The organism is Enterococcus sp. MMGLQ5-1 (assembly GCF_013155265.1).
GTDB lineage: Bacteria > Bacillota > Bacilli > Lactobacillales > Streptococcaceae > MMGLQ5-1.
This window is the reverse complement of record NZ_JABJXU010000001.1, coordinates 440,688-457,608: the sequence shown is the minus strand read 5'-3', so window position 1 is coordinate 457,608 and position 16,921 is coordinate 440,688. Positions and strand designations below refer to the sequence as shown.

General features: G+C 37.1%; 13 protein-coding genes and 1 pseudogene. 4 read left to right on the top strand and 10 right to left on the bottom strand.

The features are described 5' to 3' along the window. Positions 1 to 809 precede the first annotated feature (809 nt). Positions 810 to 1,274, bottom strand: coding sequence for a GNAT family N-acetyltransferase (locus HOY35_RS02030; protein WP_172210345.1), 465 nt, complete (start codon positions 1,272 to 1,274; stop codon positions 810 to 812). Positions 1,275 to 1,420: 146 nt separating this feature from the next. Here HOY35_RS02030 and HOY35_RS02025 point away from each other — a divergent pair. After that, positions 1,421 to 1,558 (top strand): annotated as a pseudogene (locus HOY35_RS02025) (site-specific integrase); the annotation flags it as partial. Between the two features lie 219 nt (positions 1,559 to 1,777). On the opposite strand, the gene rpsD reads toward HOY35_RS02025, so the two are convergent. From rpsD to HOY35_RS02010, 3 genes are all read right to left on the bottom strand, one after another. Next, on the bottom strand, positions 1,778 to 2,389 hold the full coding sequence (gene rpsD / locus HOY35_RS02020) for a 30S ribosomal protein S4 (protein ID WP_172210343.1): 612 nt from the start codon (positions 2,387 to 2,389) through the stop codon (positions 1,778 to 1,780). Between the two features lie 274 nt (positions 2,390 to 2,663). Next, entirely contained in the window at positions 2,664 to 3,944 is a 1,281-nt protein-coding gene (locus HOY35_RS02015; RefSeq protein ID WP_172210342.1) for an O-acetylhomoserine aminocarboxypropyltransferase/cysteine synthase family protein, read from the bottom strand. A 197-nt stretch (positions 3,945 to 4,141) separates the two neighbouring features. Further along, positions 4,142 to 5,053: a LysR family transcriptional regulator gene (locus tag HOY35_RS02010; RefSeq protein ID WP_172210341.1), complete on the bottom strand. Its 912-nt coding sequence runs from the start codon at positions 5,051 to 5,053 to the stop codon at positions 4,142 to 4,144. Between the two features lie 217 nt (positions 5,054 to 5,270). On the opposite strand from HOY35_RS02010, the gene HOY35_RS02005 reads away from it, so the two are divergent. The 3 genes from HOY35_RS02005 (at position 5,271) to HOY35_RS01995 (ending at position 8,643) form a co-directional block, all read left to right on the top strand. Further along, positions 5,271 to 6,713 (top strand): sucrose-6-phosphate hydrolase, encoded by a 1,443-nt coding sequence (locus tag HOY35_RS02005; RefSeq protein WP_172210340.1) that lies wholly within the window; start codon positions 5,271 to 5,273, stop codon positions 6,711 to 6,713. After that, positions 6,714 to 7,679 (top strand): LacI family DNA-binding transcriptional regulator, encoded by a 966-nt coding sequence (locus HOY35_RS02000; protein ID WP_172210339.1) that lies wholly within the window; start codon positions 6,714 to 6,716, stop codon positions 7,677 to 7,679. It begins immediately after the preceding gene. Between the two features lie 109 nt (positions 7,680 to 7,788). Further along, positions 7,789 to 8,643: a DUF368 domain-containing protein gene (locus HOY35_RS01995; RefSeq protein ID WP_172210545.1), complete on the top strand. Its 855-nt coding sequence runs from the start codon at positions 7,789 to 7,791 to the stop codon at positions 8,641 to 8,643. Between the two features lie 51 nt (positions 8,644 to 8,694). Here the strand turns inward: HOY35_RS01995 and gyrB are convergent, their stop codons facing one another. The 6 genes from gyrB to HOY35_RS01965 all read right to left on the bottom strand — a co-directional run bounded on the left by gyrB (position 8,695) and on the right by HOY35_RS01965 (position 16,911). After that, the gene (gyrB, locus tag HOY35_RS01990) at positions 8,695 to 10,641 is read right to left on the bottom strand and encodes a DNA topoisomerase (ATP-hydrolyzing) subunit B (RefSeq protein ID WP_172210338.1); all 1,947 of its coding nucleotides are present in this window, start codon (positions 10,639 to 10,641) and stop codon (positions 8,695 to 8,697) included. Positions 10,642 to 10,855: 214 nt separating this feature from the next. Further along, a complete protein-coding gene (rpoD, locus tag HOY35_RS01985) occupies positions 10,856 to 11,968 on the bottom strand; it encodes an RNA polymerase sigma factor RpoD (protein WP_172210337.1) in 1,113 nt (370 codons plus the stop codon). A 13-nt stretch (positions 11,969 to 11,981) separates the two neighbouring features. Beyond that, positions 11,982 to 13,772 carry a DNA primase gene (dnaG, locus tag HOY35_RS01980; protein WP_172210336.1) on the bottom strand — a complete coding sequence of 597 codons (1,791 nt, stop codon included), beginning with the start codon at positions 13,770 to 13,772 and terminating at the stop codon, positions 11,982 to 11,984. Positions 13,773 to 13,900: 128 nt separating this feature from the next. Then, positions 13,901 to 14,617, bottom strand: a complete 717-nt coding sequence (gene budA / locus HOY35_RS01975) for an acetolactate decarboxylase (protein WP_172210335.1) — start codon at positions 14,615 to 14,617, stop codon at positions 13,901 to 13,903. Positions 14,618 to 14,642: 25 nt separating this feature from the next. Continuing rightward, positions 14,643 to 16,304 carry an acetolactate synthase AlsS gene (alsS, locus tag HOY35_RS01970; protein ID WP_172210334.1) on the bottom strand — a complete coding sequence of 554 codons (1,662 nt, stop codon included), beginning with the start codon at positions 16,302 to 16,304 and terminating at the stop codon, positions 14,643 to 14,645. A 208-nt stretch (positions 16,305 to 16,512) separates the two neighbouring features. After that, complete coding sequence (locus HOY35_RS01965) at positions 16,513 to 16,911, bottom strand: IDEAL domain-containing protein (protein ID WP_172210333.1); 399 nt, start codon at positions 16,909 to 16,911, stop codon at positions 16,513 to 16,515. Between the last annotated feature and the right edge of the window lie 10 nt (positions 16,912 to 16,921).

The following is a 16,921-nucleotide window of genomic DNA, read 5'->3' as shown; positions in this document are numbered from 1 at the left end:
TATTCAGTTTTTAGCATTGCAAAGTTCAATAGTTCAGGAGTGTAAAAATCACGTTCTTGATAATCATCTTTTGAATTTAGCAAATCATGCAATACAGCGACTTTATTTAAAACATAGTCAAAAATTGAAAATTCATACCATGAAAATACTGGTTGAATATTGTTAATATTTTTATCCCACTAGTCAGTTTCGCCAATAATATATAAATTAATGGCAAGATTTTCTTAAGGATTTAGCTCGCTATAATGATATAGTGGGAGCATTTCTTCAGTCCCTGAATCCATCCCCGAAGGAATTTCGTTATAAGATTAAAATATTGAGGTTTTACAACCGGATTCCATAATTTATTCATTTGCATGATATTTCCTCCTAACATTAACCCGCTCACTATTAGCAGGTTAAAACTTTCCTGCTCGAAATAATGTCGAGGCTAACTTATTAGGGTCTACTAAATTTATAATTATTAATCCACTAAAACCCTGAGGTGAATTTTAAATATAGGCTAATACGATACTTAAAAAACCTACGATGGCCAAATAAAATTAAGGATAACAGACTGAAAATCTTTTTCCTAAAAGAAGAAAAGCAATAGTCATCGCTCCGATTATATTAAGCAAATGACAATTATGTCATTTTATATTAGCGAAAATGCATTTAAGCACACCAAATAATAATAAAATTACATTTACCCAACCAACAAGTTCAATTTTACTCATAATCTATTTATTTGGGATGAGCTAATCATAAAACGGCAATCTTTAATTGGACTTTAAAAATCAAAAACGTCTGGGATTAATTTGAGTTGATAATCAAACAAATAAGATTTTTTTCATGCAAACTGAATCTGACATATTCTCATAAGGTGGATAATTATCGATGAATTGGTAATTGAATTTTTGATACATTGTAATTGCTGCCAAATTATTTTTTCCCGTTTCCAAAACTAATTCTTGATAACCTTCGCTCTTAACTTTTTCTTCTAGTTCATGAATCAGTTTTCTAGCTATCCCTCTACCGCGATATTTATCATCAACAAAAACTCTTTTAACCTCCACAGTTTTATCATCAAATCGCTTTATTGCTGCACAACCAATTGCCAAATTATCATCATAAGCAATTAATGCCCACGAAATATTGTCTACTTGATTAAGTGCATCGTATTTTTCACGCTCATCTTCAGCTTCTTCTGCGCCAAGTTCATGTAAATGTTTATCCAATTGTTGGGTTAGATTTACAAAATCAATATAATTATTTGAGACTTGTTTAATTTCCATTTAACCACCCATTCATTTAAATTACGTCATTATACCATTTTCAATAAAAATTCGCTACGAAATTAATCGTAACGCTCTTATTCATTTGGTAGGCTCAGCTTCATTTCGCCACTGACATTTGATTCAGTCTCATGGAGTGGGCACTAGAAAACAATATTCCGATAAAAGTGATTGCGGATCGTGTCGGACATGCAGAAGAAAGAATGACAATATCTGTCTATACTCACGTTACTAAAAATATGAAAAATGACTTAGTTGATAAGCCGAATAATCTAAGTTTCTGATATTTTTGCTATTTTTCACTATTTTAGGCAAAGAAAAAGCCTTGAACCACTTGATAAACAAGGGATACAAGGCTTGTAAGATTACATTTGTTTGACTGGCACTTTGTCTTTTGGATAAATCCCAAAAATGCTTAGCATGGTTTGCTACGCAAACAACAAAGTGCCCTCAAACAAACGACACTCCGCTGTAAAGAAAATAAATTGTCTTTACGACTTCGATTACATTTGTTTGTTATAGTATTCAACGATAAGTGCTTCGTTGATTTCTGGGTTAATTTCATCACGCTCTGGTAAACGAGTTAATGAACCTTCTAATTTTTCAGTATCAAAAGTAACAAATGCTGGACGACCTAAGATTGCTTCAACAGCTTCTTTGATAGCTGGTACATTTTGAGATTTTTCACGAACAGTAATTACTTGACCTACTTCAACACGGTATGAAGGGATATCCACACGTTTGCCGTCAACTAAAATATGACCATGGTTAACAAATTGACGTGCTTGACGACGAGTAGTTGCAAGACCTAAACGGAAAACAACATTGTCTAAACGACGTTCTAATAACACCATGAAGTTGAAACCAAGTGTACCTTCTTTAATTTTTGAAGCTTGCACAAATAAATTACGGAATTGACGTTCATTTAAGCCATAAGTATGACGTAATTTTTGCTTTTCAGCTAATTGTAAACCGTATTCTGAAAGCTTACCACGATTGTTTGGTCCATGTTGACCGGGAACGTATGGACGGCGAGCTAATTCCTTGCCTGATCCAGTTAATGAAATACCTAAACGACGTGATACTTTCCATGATGGTCCTGTGTAACGAGACATTAATAAATTCCTCCAATATAATAAGTTTGGTCTAATCGACCTATTTTGGAGTAAAATAGTGACTTAAATTGCCCGAGGACGTGCAGTTTTGACTAACGTTCACCTTTGCAGCCGCGGTTACTAGCTCCATGTTCAAAACTGTTGACGTGACCTCTACAACTATGCTGCACGTATTTTACACTCCTACCATCATACTGAAAGTAAGTTAGTCTGTCAAGAACTTTTCACATAATTAAACGATTAATGACTCAACCTCTAACAAAAATTGCTTTCACTAAATCTTATTAAGTGCCTGTGTTAAATCAGCAATTAAATCATTCACATCCTCTAAGCCTATGGACAGACGAATCACCTCTGGACCAAAGCCAGCGGCAATTTGTTCCTCAGGTGATAGCTGTTGATGCGTGGTTGTTGCTGGATGAATCACTAAAGACTTGGTATCGGCAACATTGGCTAATTGAGAAAAGATTTCCAAGGCATCAATTAAATCACGACTCTTTTGAACAGATTGATCCTTTAGAGAAAAGGTAAAAATTGAGCCTGCGCCTTTAGGATAATATTTTTCTGCTAATTGATGATATGGGCTTGTTTTGGCATAAGGATGATCAACCTTGCCAACCTTCGGATGCTGCAATAAAAAATCAACAATTTTCTCAGTATTATCAACATGACGTTGCACCCGCAAAGATAAAGTCTCTAAGCCCTGGATAAATAACCATGAATGAAATGGTGATAAGGCTGCGCCAGTATCACGTAATAGCTGTGCACGAATCTTAGTCGCAAAGGCTGCGCCACCTAAATCTGCAAATTTGATGCCATGATATGATTCATCTGGCTCAGTGAAGCCGGGAAACTTACCATTAGTCCAATCAAAATTGCCACCTTCAACAATTACCCCACCAATTGAAGTCCCATGCCCGCCAATAAACTTGGTTGCCGAATGAACAATAACATTTGCGCCATGCTCAAATGGTTTAAATAAATAAGGTGTTGAAAAGGTTGCATCGACAATAATCGGTAAATGATGCTTTTGAGCAATCTTAGCAACCTCATCGTAATCAATAATGCTGTTACTAGGATTACCAAGCGTTTCATAGTATATGGCTTTCGTTTTTTCATCAATAGCTGCCTCAAAATTGGCTGGCTGATCTGGATTGACAAAATGAGCCTTAATGCCATACTTTGGTAATGTGTTAGCAAATAAACTATAAGTACCACCATATAGAGTGCTTGCAGAAACAATGTTATCACCTGCATTGGCAATATTTAAAATGGCATAGGTTACCGCAGCAGAGCCAGAAGCAACAGCAAGTGCCGCTGTCCCACCTTCTAATGCAGCAATTCTTTGTTCAAAAACATCAGTTGTTGGGTTAGTCAGTCGACTATAGATATTTCCTGCATTTGTTAAAGCAAACCGACCTTCCGCTTCCTCGGTATCCTTAAAAACATATGATGTTGTTTGATAAATTGGCACTGCTCTAGCCCCAGTTGTCGGATCAGGTACCTGACCTGCATGTACCTGCAACGTATCAAAGCCTAAATTGTGATTAGTCATAAAATCCCTCCTCAATGTTTATACTATTAATTATTAATTGTTAATACTCTTATAAATATTTATTACGCTATTTTCTAAACTACCGTCAACTACTACAATGATAGTGAAATTATCTTAACATTAAAAAAAGACAGCAGCTAGCGAAAAAATTTGAACACATATCATCGAAAAAAACGAATGATTAAGCTAAATAATTACTATATTAGTCGATCTGTGATTTCTGCCCGTAAAAATTGCAAAAAGGTGGCAATTTCTGGTAATAGCTGACTATCCTTATTTTGTAGCCACCCAATCGTATCTTGAAATGGTGTCGCTATTGGAATAACTATCAATTCATTTTTGGTAATATTGCTACTCATAATGCCTGAACCAATTAAATAGCTCTCCGAATGAATCAAAATATTAATCGCACTCGCACGATCGCCAACAATAATTTTTTTAGCCGAATTTTGACTCATTTGAGGCTCCTCTGAAAAATAAATAGGGGAATCCTCTGCCTGTTCAAAAGTAATCGCAGGATATTTATCCAATTGGTCATAGCTTATTTCATCTTGCTGTGCTAGGGGATGTGTTTTCCCTAAAAAGACATGAGGCTGGAAGCTGAATAATGGATGAAAGGAAAGACCTTCCTGCTCCAAAACGCGATTTAATATCTTTGAATTAAAGGCACTTAAGTAGATTAGACCAATTTGACTAATATTATGCTTAACATCAGATATCACCTGCTTTGTATCCGTTTCTAAAAAACGGAACGTATAGCTTTCGGTATCAATTGTTTGAATTAAGTTGGCAAAGGCAACCGAGGCAAAGTCGTAATGCTGACTTGTGATTGATAAAACTTTTTTATGGCTCGAATGATTCAGGTAGGCAGCTTCAATTTCCGTCATTTGAGAGAGTACGCCACGTATACTCCTTATAAAATCAGCACCTAGATGGGTTGCTACCATTCCCTTCTTTGAACGCGTAAAAATCTGAAGCCCAAGCTCCGCCTCTAAGCCTTTTAGAGCACTAGAGATGGTTGAGGCTGTTACAAATAAAGATTGCGCAGCAGCGTTAATTGAGCCTGTTTTTTCAATCGCATCAATATATTTAAACTGTTGAAAATTCATCATAAACTCCTTTTGAGTATCACTACGGATACTTTGAGTGATTAATAATACAATTTTATTCAAATTATACACTTAAACAACACTAAATACGTCGTTATTTTAGGGATTGCATTGAAAATTCAACAAAATATGATAATCGTTTGACATATATTCGATTACTGATAAAATAGTGTTGAATAGGCTTTCAAAATTTATAATAAAGGATTGAATTGAAATCATGACAGAAATAATTACCGATTGGACAAGAGAAGAACGCTATCGACCATATCAAGAATGGGAAAGCGACAAGGATTACATTAAATTATTAAAAAAAACCGTTAAAGGGTCAAAATGGCGGAATCATTTTCACTTAGACCCAGAAACCGGTCTGCTGAACGATCCAAATGGCTTTTCCTATTTTAATGGCAAGTGGCATCTTTTTTACCAAGCGTTTCCTTATGGTGCAAGTCATGGTCTAAAATCTTGGGCAAAAGCGACCTCTGATGACCTAGTTCATTGGCAATATGAAGGCTTGACCTTATTACCAGACTCTCCACTAGACTCACATGGTGTCTATTCAGGCAGTGCGTTAGAAATTGATGACCAATTATTTTTATTTTACACAGGTAATGTAAGAAATGAAAACTGGGAGCGTTTTGCCTTTCAAAATGGCGCTTGGTTGTCAAAAGATGGCGAAATCACCAAATTAGAGCAGCCTTTAATTGACCACCCTGCCGGCTATACAGATCATTTTAGAGATCCAATGATTTTTGAATATCAAAGCGAACTTTATATGGTCATTGGTGCGCAGGATTTGGCTGAAAATGGTCACGTTTTACTTTACAAAGCGGAAAATAAGGATATTAAGCAATTCAAATTGCTTAATCAATTAAAATTTACCGATAAAGCACTTGGCTTTATGGTTGAATGTCCGAATCTGGTCTTTATTAATCAAAAACCAGTCTTGCTCTTTTGCCCGCAGGGTCTTTCAAAAAATGATTTGAGCTATCAAAATATTTTTCCTAATACCTATGTGACGGCTGAAAGCTTCAATCCTGAAAAAGCGGAATTAGTTAATCCATCTGAAATTTATGATTTAGACGAAGGGTTTGATGTTTATGCCACACAAGCCTTTAATGCACCTGATGGTCGCGTACTATCAGTCAGCTGGATTGGTTTACCAGATATCAGTTATCCGACTGATGCTGAAGGCTGGGCAAGTACATTAAGCTTAGTCAAGGAATTGACACTAGTAGATGGTAAATTGCACCAATACCCAGTTAAAGAAATGCTAAGCTGTCGTCAGGAAATTATTGAGACACCTAAAAATAACAGCTATGAGGCCGAATTTAAAATTGCAGCGAATCAGAGCGCTGAAATTAATTTTTACGCTTCAAAAACAAATGGGCTTAAGCTTTCAATTACAAATAATGGTATAATAACATTAGACCGCAGTCGAGCTGGACAAACTTTTGCGGAAGCCTTTGGCACCACTAGAAGCGTTCAGGTTAATGCAAATAAAGAAATAATTATTAACGCCTTTGTTGATCAATCAGTGATTGAAATTTTTATTAATAATGGTGAAAAAGTATTAACTGCTCGCGTCTTTCCAGCAGAGGACCAAACCGGTCTTGAATTCAAAGGTATTCAGACAAAAACAATCTATAAGTTAGGACTTTAAATGGTAAAATTAACAGATGTCGCAAAGCTAGCTGGTGTTTCACCTACTACAGTTAGTCGAGTCATTAATAATTACGGCTACCTTAGTGAGAAAACAATACGCAAGGTACATGAGGCAATGGAAACACTAAATTATCAACCAAATAATTTAGCACGTTCTTTGCAGGGTAAAAAAACTAATCTCATTGGTCTGATTTTTCCATCCGTTTCAGACCCCTTTTTTGGCGAGTTGATTGAAACAATTGAACGGAAGCTTTTCGAGCGAGGCTATAAAACAATTCTTTGCAATGCTGAGCATGATTCGGAAAAAGAGAGAGCTTACTTAAAAATGTTGGCAGCCAACCAAGTCGATGGCATAATTGCCGGTAGCCATAATTTAGGCATCGTTGAATATGAAAATATCGATTTACCCATTATTTCTTTTGACCGTGCATTGAGCCCGAATATTACAATCGTTTCCTCGGATAACTTTTCAGGCGGCAAGATTGCAACAAATCATCTAATTATGAATGGCTGCCAGCAAATTGGGATGATTTCTGGTAGCTTGAGTTCAAGCTCACCAACTAATCTTAGAAATCAAGGCTATCTAGAGGTGATTAAGGACAAAGGACTTACACCCCATACACTATTATTACCTCGGGATACAACTCATAATTTAAAAATCAATAAAATAAAAAAGTTTATTTTAGATGAGCATTTAGAGGCGATTTTTGCTAGTGATGATTTAACTGCGGATTTGGTACTTAAGGTTGCCCACTCGCTCAATAAACCTAATTTCAAGGTCGTCGGTTACGATGGCACAAAGCTTGCCCAAAGAATTTTTCCAAATTTGACAACAATTATTCAACCAATCGATGAGATTGCCGAAGTATTAATTGACTGCTTAATTACAAGAATTAAGCAGCCAGATGAATTTTTAGATCAAAATATCATTTTACCTGTTCAATTGCTACAAGGTAAAGAATAATTAAGCTTTACCTTAAAGGCTTCCCTTGAGTTCTTTTTTTTGGTAGAATTTTACAGATGTTAACTTCTGCTTTTCGAGGCATGAGGGATAATTTTGATTAAAGGAGTTTATTTTGGCGAAAAAAAATGATTGGTTTCTACGCTTTATTAAAGGTGCTGTCATAGGTTTAGGCTTTATTTTACCGGGTGTTTCTGGTGGGGTATTAGCAGCAATTTTCGGTCTATACGAAAGAATGCTCAGCTTTATGGCCCATCTATCGAAGAATTTCAAGGAAAATATACTTTATTTTCTACCTGTCGGCATTGGTGGGGTTGTTGGGATTGGTTTATTATCAGCACCACTTGAATATTTACTAAAACATTTTCAGATTATTGTACTTTGGGCATTTGCGGGTGCTATCATTGGAACACTGCCTGCCCTGTTTAAAGAATCCGAGCAAAAAAAGAAACGTGATGGTATTGATATTACTTGGTTAGTTGGCACTTTAATTATCGGTGGCTTGTTCTTATATTTCTTACCTAAAATTTTCGGTACGATTCCTGCTAACTTTGGGACCTTTATCTTAGCTGGTGCTTTAATTGCACTTGGTGTATTAGTCCCCGGCCTAAGTCCGTCCAATTTATTATTAATCCTAGGGCTGTATTCCCCGATGCTCATTGGCTTCAAAAATTTTGATTTACTTGGTGTCTTCTTACCAATTGCGATTGGTGGCTTAGCAGCAATGCTGATCTTTTCTAAAGCGATGGAATATTTACTAAACACGCAGCATTCCAGAGTCTATCACTTCATTATTGGCCTAGTGATTGCATCGACATTACTAATCTTAATTCCGAATCCTGCTGGCTCGGAAAGTATCTCTTATTCAGGAGCAACACCAATTACTGTCATTATTAGCCTAATCTTTTTTGGCCTTGGTACTTGGCTTGGCCTGTGGATGAGTAAATTAGAAGAAAAATATAAATAATATCAAAAAACTTTTAAAAGCTATTAGTCTTTTAAAAGTTTTTTGATTTAACTAAATATCAATTGTTGAATATTTCGCGTTAGCCTCAATAAAGTCTCGTCGTGGTTCGACCCGATCCCCCATCAACATTTCAAAGATATCATTTGCTTCCTTCGCGTCTTCTACGTGCACTCTTGCCATTGTCCGATGCTCAGGATCCATTGTTGTATCCCAGAGCTGATGATCATCCATCTCACCAAGTCCTTTATATCGTTGTACCGTTGGCTTGGGATTATTTGCTAATGAACTTAAAACTTCTTTCAATGCTTCCTCTTGCTTATCACCTGGCTGAATATAAGTAATATTTTTACCTTGCTTTACACCATAAATTGGTGGTTGTGCAATGTAAACGTAGCCTGCTTCAACAAGCGGTCTCATATAGCGATAAAAGAGGGTGAGTAAGAGTGTTCGGATATGCGCACCATCAACATCGGCATCTGTCATGATGACTAATTTATGGTAACGTGCCTTTGAAACATCAAAATCAGCGCCAAAGCCAGTGCCCATTGCCGTAAAGAGCGATCTAATTTCTTCGTTCGCTAAAATTTTATCCATGGTTGCCTTTTCGACATTTAAAATTTTACCGCGAATCGGCAGGATTGCCTGAAATTCCCGATTACGACCTGATTTGGCAGACCCTCCCGCCGAATCGCCTTCGACGACAAATAGTTCCGTTTGTGATGGATCATTGCTTGAGCAATCCGCTAATTTACCGGGTAAATTAGAAATCTCAAGACCTGATTTTTTACGTGTCACCTCACGTGCTTTTTTAGCAGCAATCCGAGCTTTACTTGCTAAAATACCCTTTTCAACAATTTTACGTGCTGTTTTTGGATTTTCCAATAAAAATTTGGTAAAAGCATCGCTAAACAAGCGGTTAGTGATCCTGACAACCTCTGAGTTACCAAGCTTGGTTTTGGTTTGTCCCTCAAACTGTGGATTAGGATGCTTAACTGAAATAACTGCCGTCAAGCCCTCTCTAACGTCATCACCTGTTAAATTTTCTTCGTTTTCCTTAAGGATTTTATTCTTCTTGGCGTAATCATTAATGACACGAGTTAATGCCGTCCGAAAGCCTTGTTCGTGCGTACCACCTTCATGCGTATTGATGTTATTTGCAAAACTCAAAACAGTATTATGATAATCATTCGTATACTGCATCGCAACTTCAACAATGATATCTTCCATTTCACCGTCTGTATAAATGGCTGGCTCAAAGAGAACTGTTTTCTTTTCATTGATAAATTCAACGTAGCTTTGAATCCCACCTTCATAATGGTAATGAAGTTCCTTAGCCGTTTCCTCACGTAAATCAGTGATTGAAATGCGAAGGCCTCGGTTTAAAAAGGCAAGCTCTCTCACCCGTTTAGCCAGCTTATCAAAATCAAAAGTCGTTGTTTCAGTAAAAATTTCTGTATCGGGTACAAATTGAACCTTCGTGCCATGCTTTTCAGTCTTACCAATTGTCTTTAAATCATCTACCACGATACCACGGCGATATTCTTGATAATACTCTGTACCATCCTTGTAAACATTAACTTTCAGGCTTGTTGATAAAGCATTAACGACCGATGAACCAACACCATGCAGACCACCAGATACCTTATAGCCGCCACCGCCAAATTTACCACCGGCATGCAAAACAGTAAAGACAGTTTCAACCGCTGGACGACCCGTTTTTTCTTGAATATCGACTGGAATTCCACGACCATCATCAACAACTGTGATTGAATTGTCTGGTTCAATAAAAACTTCAATATGAGTTGCAAAGCCTGCCAATGCCTCATCAATTGAATTATCCACAATTTCCCAAACAAGGTGATGTAACCCCTCACTACTCGTCGAACCAATATACATCCCGGGACGCATTCTAACAGCCTCAAGTCCTTCCAGAACCTGAATCTGACTCGCATTATATTCCTGAGCTAATTCCTTTTGCGTTTTTTTATCTTCAGACAAAATGATTCCTCCTTAAACGGTTTCACATAATTAATATTATACCATTTTATTAGCAGATTTGCGATGTCAACTTACTTATAAATCAAGTCTGTCACTCAATTTTATATGGATAAATTTTATAAACCTATTACACTTTTTGAAGCATTTTTACGTAATAATAATTGAGCAGAAAAAAAGCTAGCTACCACTCGGATAGCTAGCTATGATGATAAAATTATTCGAGAAAATCCTTTAATTGTTTTGAACGACTAGGGTGTCTTAATTTGCGTAAGGCCTTCGCCTCGATTTGACGAATCCGTTCACGTGTTACATTAAAGACTTTACCAACCTCTTCGAGCGTGCGTGTTCGACCATCGTCTAAGCCAAAGCGTAGACGAAGTACGTTTTCTTCCCGATCTGTTAGGGTATCTAAAACTTCTTCGAGCTGTTCCTTTAACATTTGATAGGTCGCATGATCAGCTGGACTCGTTGCATTATCATCCTCAATAAAATCACCTAAGTGTGAATCATCCTCTTCACCAATTGGTGTTTCTAGTGAAACAGGCTCTTGTGCGATTTTTAAAATTTCTCGCACTTTTTCAACTGGCAAATCCATCTCTTCACCAATCTCTTCTGGCGTAGGTTCGCGTCCTAAGTCTTGCAATAATTGGCGTTGAATCCGAATTAATTTATTGATCGTTTCAACCATATGTACTGGAATACGAATTGTTCTTGCTTGGTCAGCAATCGCACGCGTGATTGCTTGACGAATCCACCAGGTTGCATAGGTAGAAAATTTAAAGCCCTTGGTATGATCAAATTTTTCAACGGCTTTCATTAAGCCCATATTGCCTTCTTGGATTAAATCAAGAAACATCATGCCACGCCCAACATAGCGTTTTGCAATACTAACTACCAGACGTAAGTTGGCCTCAGCCAATCTTTGCTTAGCGATTTCATCACCCTCTGTGATTGCAATTGCAAGCTCTACTTCTTCATCACCATTTAACAATGGGACACGTCCAATTTCTTTTAAATACATCCTTACTGGATCGTTAATCTTGACGCCTGTCGGGGCAGACAGATCCTCAACATTGGCTTTTTTCTCATTTGCTTCGTCTAGCTTTAAGACCTCTGCGCTCGGATTACCTTCTTTGTCTACGATGCTAATGCCAGCATCCTGAACCTTTTGGTATAATTTTTCCATTCCAGTTGCATCTAAAGTAAAAGGAGTGACAAGCTTATCTGTTAAATCATCAATTACCACTTGTCCGTTCGCCTTATTGGCTCTAATATAATCCGCAACGGCAACATCAAATGTTGTTACATCCTTTTGTGTGTTTGGCATATTTTACTCCTCTTTATTTCTGAATTTCTTGCTGTAGTTGAATGATTTCTAAACCTAAATTTAGCTCTGCTTCAAAATTGCCATTCACCTTCGCCTCTCTTTGACGCTGAATTAGGTCATTCAGCTGATCTACTAGGGATTGCTTTTCAATTATTGCAACTAAATCTTTGATTTCTCCATCAGTTATTTCATCATCAAGCTCTAGACTGCTAATTTCAAATAGAACAGAACGTTCTTCATTTTCTAGCGATGCCAAAATATCTGTAACCTTTATTATATCATGTCTCAAAAAATATGCGATAATTTGAACATATATTTTTTGATAGATTGGATGCTTAAAATTAAATTTTTGATTATCAATTAATTCCTGCAAAACAGCTGGTTTTTCAATCGCTCTTGCTAATAATTGGCGCTCAGCATGCTCCAGTTGTGATAATCGAATTAAATTTTTTTGTCCCGTTTGTTGCCTTTGCTGTGGCTTTGGAACAATTCCATTATTATTTAGAGGCTGTCTTTGACTTAATTCTTGAATTAAAGCTTCTTTAGAAACTAAAGGTGCAAGCTTAGTCAGCTGTGTTAGGTAAACATCTTGGGCAACGATACTCTTAACCTTACTAATCACTGGTAACATTTTTTGAACAAAGTCAAGCTGCTCTGCTTCATTTGATAAATTATATTGTGATTTTGTAAAATCAATCAGGAAGCTTACCTGCGAGCTACGAGCATGCTGCATTAAATTTTCTAAGGCTTCATTACCATATTTTTTTAAATAATCATCTGGATCTAATTTTTCTGGAAAAATAACAACCTCAGTTTGAATCGCTTGATTAACTAATTGTAAAGCCTTATAGATTGCATTCTGGCCTGCCGAATCGCCATCAAAGGCAAAAATAATTTTTTTGGACAATTTTGATAATCGATCAAGATGATCGCCTGTTAAGCTAGTTCCCATTGAAGCAACAGTATTTAAAATACCAACACGATAGGCTGCAATCACATCCATAAAACCTTCCATCACAAAAACCTCTTTGGTTTTACGAATGACCGGTTTCGCTTCTGCCAAATGAAACAGCTCATGACTTTTATTAAAGAGCTTGGTTTGAGGCGAATTTAAATATTTAGCTGGATGATGGGCATCCATTGTCCGACCTGAGAAAGCAATGACATGATTATACTCATCAGTTAATGGAAAAATAATTCGATTGAAAAAAGTTGCTCGGAGATTACCTTGCTCATTTCGGACAAACAGTCCTGATTCAACGAGCTCATTTTCCTGATAGCCCTTGCCAATTAATAATTTATGTAATAAGCTTTCCTGTCCCTTAGGACTCAAGCCAATCTTAAAATGTTCAATAATTTGCTCATCGATACCTCGTTCTTTTAAATACGCCAAGGGTTCTCTACCATATTCTGTATTGACTAAAAGATGGTGAAAAAAGGTTGCTGCTTCATGATGGATATCATAAAGTCGCTGGTGCGGCTTTTCAAATGTTCTTTCTTCTTCAAGTCCATCAATTTTGACATTCCCAATTTCAGCAATTTCCTTAACTGCTGACATAAAGTCAATATTTTTCTGAAACATTAAATAATTAAAAACTGTTCCTGATTTGCCACAGCCAAAGCAATGGAAAAACTGCTTGTCAGGACTGACATTAAACGAAGGTGTTTTTTCATTATGGAAGGGGCATAGCCCTAAATAATTTTTGCCACGCTTAGTTAAGGCGATATCTTGACCAATCAATTCAACCAAATCGACAGAGCCTTTAATCTGCTCTAGCTCTTCTTCAGTCAATCTTCTTGCCATTTGAAACACCTCCTTTTTAAAATAACTAAACGATGAAAAAATAGCCAGTAAACACTAGCTATTTCATTTAATAATATTATAACACGATTCACAACATTCTGTTTGTTTTAAAAGATAATTCTGTAAAATTATTCACTTTTTGAAATATCATCCTTTAATGTTTCCATGTCTAGCTTTGCAAATAAATATTTACGATCCTGAACTGGAAAATGCTGGTCTAGCTGGTCAACAGCACCAACCTCAATCACACCCTCAGTGATAATAAAATCAATCACATGACCACCAAACGTATGATCATCGCTGATAAAATGTAAATGATAGCCTGCAACCGATACGCCATGAAACATTTCTGGTGTCCAAATACCAACAATCGTACCATAAACATGCTCTTCAATATATTCTGGTTGATTAGCTGCCACTTCTGCAAAGGATTTATCGTATGGACGTGTCTGTTTAGGTACCATTCTGACATGAACACGCTTGAAAAGACCATGTATTTTAACTGAACGGAATAAATTTTCACCATCGTAGTAGGATTCCATTCTTTTTTTAAGCTCTTCGTCAGTCACCTCATATCTTTGGCGAAAAACAACCTCTGCCTGATGTGGCACAACTGCACCATAAGGAATCCGCACGTCATCATCCAATTCGATTATTTTTTTATCTTGGCGCGCTTGATATGCCTTACCATCTAAAACAACCAACTCCCCATCAAGATCGTCTAGTGTCCCAATCCCCAAATCACCATGCTTTAATAATTCACCTATCGTAATTGAGCCCTCATAAAGGCCCGCCATCAATGCACCTAGTGTATTATGCTGAAATAATTTAACAACCTGTGTCACAGTACATCCCTCTCATTCTTTGCCATTAGTAAAATTCGTCTGGTAAAATCGTTTGCCCTAACTTAATATTGTCTTTATAGTCAATAGGAATATCAATAATTACTGGACCACTCTCAGTCAGCGCCTTCTTAAAAGTGGTTGCTAGCTCAGAAGCATTAGAAACACGGTAGCCTTTGGCGCCAAAGCTTTCTGCATATTTCACAAAATCAACTGGTCCGAAATCAACGCCACTACTTCGACCATATTTCATCTCCTCTTGAAATTCTACCATATTATAATGACCATCATTCCAAATTAGGTGAATAATTGGTAAATTTAAGCGGACGGCAGTTTCAAGCTCCTGTGAGGAAAATAAGAAGCCACCGTCGCCTGAAACAGAAATTATCTTGGTATTTGGTCGAACAAGACTAGCTGATATTGCCCAAGGTAAAGCAACACCCAAGGTTTGCATCCCATTAGAAAATAATAAATGACGCGGCTCATAGCTTCTGAAATTTCGAGCCATCCAGATGTAGTGTGAGCCCACATCAACTGTTACCGTCATCTCATCTGTGACATTATTCTGTAAAGCCTGAATCACTTCTAAAGGGTGCAATAGACCTTCTTTGGAAGCTGGCAAATCATCTGATGCCTGTAATTTTTCGCGCAAACCATCTAAATATTCAATGGATGACTCCGACAAACGATAGCCATGCACTGCTGGTAGCAAACTTTCTAGCGTTTCAGCGATGTCACCAATTAGCTCCCTTTCAGGTTGGAAATAGGTATCTATCTCGGCAGGCGTATTATCAATCACAATGACTCTTGCATCGATTTCAGCGTTCCAGTTTCGTGCTTCGTATTCAATTGGATCATAACCAATTGCGACGACTAAATCAGCACGCTTCAAAAGCATATCACCCGGCTGATTGCGGAAAAGACCAACTCTACCAAAGAAGGTATGCTCTAATTTACGAGAAACAATGCCAGCACCTTGGAATGTTTCCACAACAGGCAAGCTGACATGAGTCAATAGACTGCGAATTGCTTTTGTAACACGCGCACTAGAAGCACCATTACCTAATAATAAAACTGGTAATTGGGCATTGCGAATCGCCTGTGCTAAATAGTTAATATCTGGAATTGATGCCGAACCCAATTTGGGATCATTTAATGGCTGAATTGCCTTTTTAGTAACATTTGAGTCAACTACGTCCTGCGGTACTGATATAAAACTTGCACCCGATTTGCCTGATTTCGCCTGCCTAAATGCATTGGCAATAATTTCTGAAAGAATCTCGCCATCCTGAACCTCGACAGAATATTTAGTGATTGGTTCAAATAGAGCAGCATTATTCATACTTTGGTGTGTCCGCTTTAATAAATCACTTCGTTTGACCTGACCACCAATTGCGACGACTGGATCACCTTCAGCGGTTGCTGTTACTAAGCCAGTTGCCAAATTTGATGCTCCTGGACCACTGGTTGCAATGACAACACCAGGTACACCAGTAATTCTCCCAATTCCTTGTGCCATAAAAGCAGCATTTTGCTCGTGGCGCGCCACAATTAACTCAGGTCCCTTATCAGACAAACTATCAAAAACACGATCTATTTTAGCCCCTGGAATTCCAAAAACATAGTCAACATGGTGATTAACTAAGCTTTCTACAATCAAATCCGCACCAGTAAAATATTCTTCAGCCATTTTTTCCACCCTTAATATTTAGTCATTTCACTATTCGCCTTCGCATTTTTAGGCGATTTTAACCCGCACCAAACTACTAGGTGAATTCATTTACATGAATCCTTAGAGCGATGCGGGACTTTCTTATAGCTATTATCATAACACTGTTATTTTATTTTGTGAAATATATTGCTTAAAATATATAGAGCCTTGTGATTAAACGTATTTATCAAATAAGTTTGTGAATTTTTTCTGTAAGTTCATTAAATAACCGCTCGTCTTGCTGATCGATTGCCTGATTAATCTCTTGCATTAAATGATTCAAAGTCTTTTCCTGCATTTGTTGATAGGCTTCATTGACAATTACCAAATCAAAAGGCTGATTAAAATGTTTTTGTAAACGCCAAATCATTCGAATATCTTCAACTATCCTCTCTTGCTCATTCTCATAAACAATCTGTGGTAGTGCCTCTTGAATCAAGAGATATGGTTTTGTTAAATTTTCACTAGCTGGCATAGCATGCTCTAAAATTGCTGGGTGATCAATTAAATAATCAATAATAAAATAAATTTCACGCTTATGAAAGTTAAACTCTCGTCTAACCTCAAGTAATTGTTCTCGAATCATTTAATCACCT